Below are 4,534 nucleotides of genomic sequence, written 5' to 3'. Positions count from 1 at the left end.
TCACCAACTAGCTAATGCGCCGCGGGCCCATCTATAAGTGATAGCCGAAGCCATCTTTCAACAAAGGAACAGGAGTTCCTTTGTGTCATCCGGTATTAGCTCCGGTTTCCCGAAGTTATCCCAGTCTTATAGGTAGGTTGCCCACGTGTTACTCACCCGTCCGCCGCTAACCTGCAGGAGCAAGCTCCTACAAGTCCGCTCGACTTGCATGTATTAGGCACGCCGCCAGCGTTCGTCCTGAGCCAGGATCAAACTCTCCATAATAGTTAAGTTTAAATCTTGTTTTGCTCTAAAACTAATAATTGACGTTTTACTTCATGTTTTGTTTAGTTTTCAAAGTTCACTATCGCTCGTAAGCGACTTATAATATAATAACATGTAACTGTTATTTATGTCAACAACTAATTGTTATTATTTTTGCGTCTCATCTTTTGAATTAATGTGACAACGTTTAATAATATACCATTAATAATTACTCATTGCAACACTTTTTACGATTAATTGAAAAAAAATCAATTAATCGTAAAAAGATTAAAACAAACTTATTAAGAAGCTAATATTGGAAGTTCTACAATAAAAACGGAACCTTTCCCAACCTCGCTTTCTACAAATACGATTCCATCATGCATCTCAACAATTTTCCTTACAATTGACAATCCTAGCCCGTTTCCAACTGTCGTTCTATCTCTTGACTTGTCGGCCTTATAAAATCTTTCAAAAATGTGGACTTGGTCTTCATCAGAAATACCAATTCCAGTATCCTTAATATTAACGATAACTTTATCTGTATCCTCACTAATTGATATTGATATCTCGCCATTAACAGGTGTAAATTTTATACTATTTGTTATTAAATTCATCCATACTTGGTTTAGTAAGACCTCATCGCCAACTATATCAATCTTATGAAGATTAACGATAATGTTTATGTTCTTTTCTATTATTTGTGGTTCGCAACTCAAAATAGTGTACATCAATTGATTATTTAAAGAAAAACTTGATTTTTCTAATGGTGTGCTCTGCGATTCTAAGGAAGTCAATTTAAGTAAATTATCACTAAGCTTCGATAAACGTGTACTTTCATATTCAATAATACTTAAATACTGCTTTCTTTCTTCCAATGGTAGGTTATCATTTTGCAAAACTTTGGCAAATCCTTTAATTGATGTTAAGGGAGATTGGATTTCATGCGAGACATTCGTTATAAACTCTTGTCTCATACTTTCCAATTGATTCAGATTGACCGCCATGCGGTTAAAACTATCAATAATTTTACCTACTTCTCCACCTAGACCATTTCTCATATTTTCAAGCTTTACTGATACATTATAATCTCCTCTTGAGATACTTTTAATTGCATGGAGTACTTCATTTACAAGCCTTCTTTGATGTGGATGATGAAATATTCTTCCAGCGATTGATGCGATACCCCCTATAACGATAAATGCTAAAATCGAGGTTATTATTTGCTTTACAACTTCCGCTAGGTCTTGAAAGTAGTGATTAAAGAAATAATACGTAGCATAATTTGCAATAATACAACTGATAGTAATAATAAATGAAAATAGTAAGACTGCCCCTAGAACTTCTCTTGTTTTTTTCATTTCATTAGCTCCATTCGATAGCCTAATCCCCATACTGTAGAAATTTTAAAACCATATTGTTTCTCGGGAAATCTTTCTCTTAAGCGTTTAATATGAACATCAACTGTTCTTTCATCGCCTTGATAATCGAACCCCCATATATTTTCAATTAATTGTTCTCTAGAAAAAGTTCTTCCTAGAGAACTTGCTAAAGTAAAAAGTAATTCAAGTTCTTTAAGTGGAATAGTTATTACTTGATCCTCGTTTAATACTTTTAAGTTTCCATGGTCTATTGTTAATTTACCTATTCGGACAACTTGAGATGAAGAAATTTTTGAACGTCTTAAAAGTGCCTTTACTCGAACAACTAATTCAACAGGTTCAAAAGGTTTTACAATGTAATCATCCGTACCCATTCTAAAACCTTTAACTTTTTGTTCAGTCTCACCTTTAGCTGTTAACATAATAATAGGAAGATCGTACTCATCTCTAATTTCTCGACATAGTTCAAATCCATCCATTTTTGGCATCATTAAATCAATGATTAACATATCAATTTTATTCTCTTCAAAGACTGTAAGTGCTTCGATACCATTTGATGCTTCAAAGATTTTAAATCCTTCATCGAAAAGTAATACATTTAGTAATTTTCGAATATGCGGGTCATCATCCACAATTAAAATACTAGTCACGTGTTTTTCCCCTTTCTATATATTATTACACCGTACTATTAGCACGTAATTGTTGGTCAGCAAATTCTTTATACATTTTATGGGAGTTATATAATTCATCATGAGAACCAACACCGGTGATTCTACCTTTATCTAAAAATACAATTTGATCTGCATCAATAACAGTCGAAAGACGGTGGGCTATAATTAAAGTCGTTCTACCTTGCATTAAGTTAGAAAGTGCATTCTGAACTACTAACTCTGACCTACTATCTAGATTAGAGGTAGCTTCATCTAACATTAATAATTTAGGATCTCTTAATAGGGCTCTTGCAATCCCAATACGTTGTCTCTGTCCTCCAGATAATTTAATACCACGCTCTCCAACTTCTGTATTAAATCCATCCGCCAACTCATTTACGAATTGGTCTACATATGCCATTTTGGAAACTTGAACCAATTCACTATCAGTTACTTCTCTATCGATTCCATAACAAATATTATCTTTTATTGAACCAATAATTAAAGGACTTTCTTGAGCCACATATCCAATTTGTTTTCTCCAACTGTTTAAATTAAAGTTATCAATAGGGTTATTACCTATTAATATTTCTCCACTTGTAGGAGAATAGAATCGCTCAATCAATGAAAATAATGTAGTTTTCCCACTTCCACTAGGTCCAACGATTGCTGTTACCTTTCCTGGATGGATAGTGAAATTTAGATCCTTTAATATATCTTCTTCTTTATATGCGAAACTCAAATAATTAATTTTTATTGGTAAATTTGTATCTATGTTATTATCGCCATATTTATAATCTTCTTCATCTAGATCTAAAATACTAATCATTCGTTCCGTTGCACCCTTTGTTTTTTGCAATTCAGTAAAGAAATGCGTAATTTGAGTTACTGGAAAGATAATTTGAAATAAATATAGAATGTAGGCAACAAGCGCTCCAGCTGTTATTGCACCAGAAGAAACTCTTACTCCGCCATACCCAATTATAACAACAAGAATTAGCATCAAGACAAAGGATATAATCGGACCAATTAATGCATGTAATTTGCCTTCTTTTATTCCGAAAGCTAATAACTTATTTATTCCTTTACCTCCGTTTTTCATTTCAGTCGATTCTGCATTTGAAACCTTAACCAATCTGATCTCTGAAAACACTTGGCTAATTAATGACGTAAACTTTGCCGTCTCATCTTGTGTAGCTTTTGAAAGCTTCGACATTTGTTTACCAATCGGAATAAATATTAGTACGATTACAGGAATAATACTAAAAGTTACTAAAGTCATTTTCCAATCTAAAACTAGTAATAAAACAAAAGAACCTATTATCGATATAATGCCTGTAAGGAAATTTGTAATATGTTCAGTTATTAATCCCTTTAAAATTGCTGTATCATTTGTGACTCGACTAACATTTTCTCCAGTTTGGCTGTCATCATAGTAGGAAATAGGTAGTACGATCATTTTTTTCCATAATCGATGTCTTACGTTTGCAACTACTTGATTCCCCACTCGACTTAATAAGTAGATAGCAGTTGCTGAAGATATAGCCTGTATTAGTAGAACACTAACAAAAATGCCTATTTGCCCCTTACTTAATGAAGATATTGAAAATCCATCTACAAATTTCTTTGTCAATAATGGCAACAATAAACCTACTAATGTAGTTGTAACACTCAATAGTACACCTATAATAAACAACCATTTAGGTGGATTAGCACTTTTTATTAATAAAATAAAATTTTTCCAATCACCTTTTTTATTTATATCTATTTCTCTTCTCATCACTTAACTCCTAACTATTTTCGTTCTAATTATTTCTAAATTTACATCTTAAATATGAATAAAGAATGAACTAGAAAAAAATATTACTTTTGTTTTAGATTCAGTTATGGAATTTGTTAAGACTCCTAAAATCGTCTTTCAATCGCGTACGGAACTGTCATTTTTCTAACTCTTACCTCGCTTTTTGAGTCTTTGCTGCCTTGTCTCACCTCAGGATCGACCTGGATTGCAGCTCCAAGCTCGTTCTACATCAATTATCAACATTAATCTATAGAATAACTTAGTGTTTACCTCATATTTAAAAATCCTATCTTTATAAACACAAAAAAACATCAGCCTATAAGCTGATGTTTTTCAATTAACCAGGCGACGTTCTACTCTCACAGGGGGAAACCCCCAACTACCATCGACGCTGAAGAGCTTAACTGCCGTGTTCGGTATGGGAACGGGTGTGACCTCTTCGCTATCATCACTTGATT

3 protein-coding genes and 2 rRNA genes are annotated in these 4,534 nt (G+C 33.1%); all 5 read right to left on the bottom strand.

Annotated features, from left to right (window positions below; translation table 11 throughout):
• Positions 1-264, bottom strand: a 16S ribosomal RNA gene (locus tag B7R65_RS20775); the annotation flags it as partial.
• Positions 265-545: 281 nt separating this feature from the next.
• On the bottom strand, positions 546-1,604 hold the full coding sequence (locus B7R65_RS20770) for a sensor histidine kinase (protein ID WP_179194949.1): 1,059 nt from the start codon (positions 1,602-1,604) through the stop codon (positions 546-548).
• A complete protein-coding gene (locus B7R65_RS20765; protein WP_088044716.1) occupies positions 1,601-2,275 on the bottom strand; it encodes a response regulator transcription factor in 675 nt (224 codons plus the stop codon). The genes B7R65_RS20770 and B7R65_RS20765 overlap by 4 nt, the downstream gene beginning before the upstream one ends.
• A gap of 25 nt (positions 2,276-2,300) precedes the next feature.
• Positions 2,301-4,055: an ABC transporter ATP-binding protein gene (locus tag B7R65_RS20760; RefSeq protein ID WP_088044715.1), complete on the bottom strand. Its 1,755-nt coding sequence runs from the start codon at positions 4,053-4,055 to the stop codon at positions 2,301-2,303.
• A 361-nt stretch (positions 4,056-4,416) separates the two neighbouring features.
• A 5S ribosomal RNA gene (gene rrf / locus B7R65_RS20755) occupies positions 4,417-4,532 on the bottom strand.
• Positions 4,533-4,534 lie beyond the last annotated feature (2 nt).

This window comes from Bacillus sp. EAC (genome assembly GCF_002156875.1).
Lineage (GTDB): Bacteria > Bacillota > Bacilli > Bacillales > Bacillaceae_G > Gottfriedia.
This window is presented reverse-complemented; position numbering and strand designations above follow the sequence as displayed.

Excerpts from the sequence above, each read along its gene's own strand:
- B7R65_RS20770 (WP_179194949.1), bottom strand. The coding sequence starts at position 1,604 with ATGAAAAAAACAAGAGAAGTTCTAGGGGCAGTCTTACTATTTTCATTT.
- B7R65_RS20760 (WP_088044715.1), bottom strand. The coding sequence starts at position 4,055 with ATGAGAAGAGAAATAGATATAAATAAAAAAGGTGATTGGAAAAATTTT.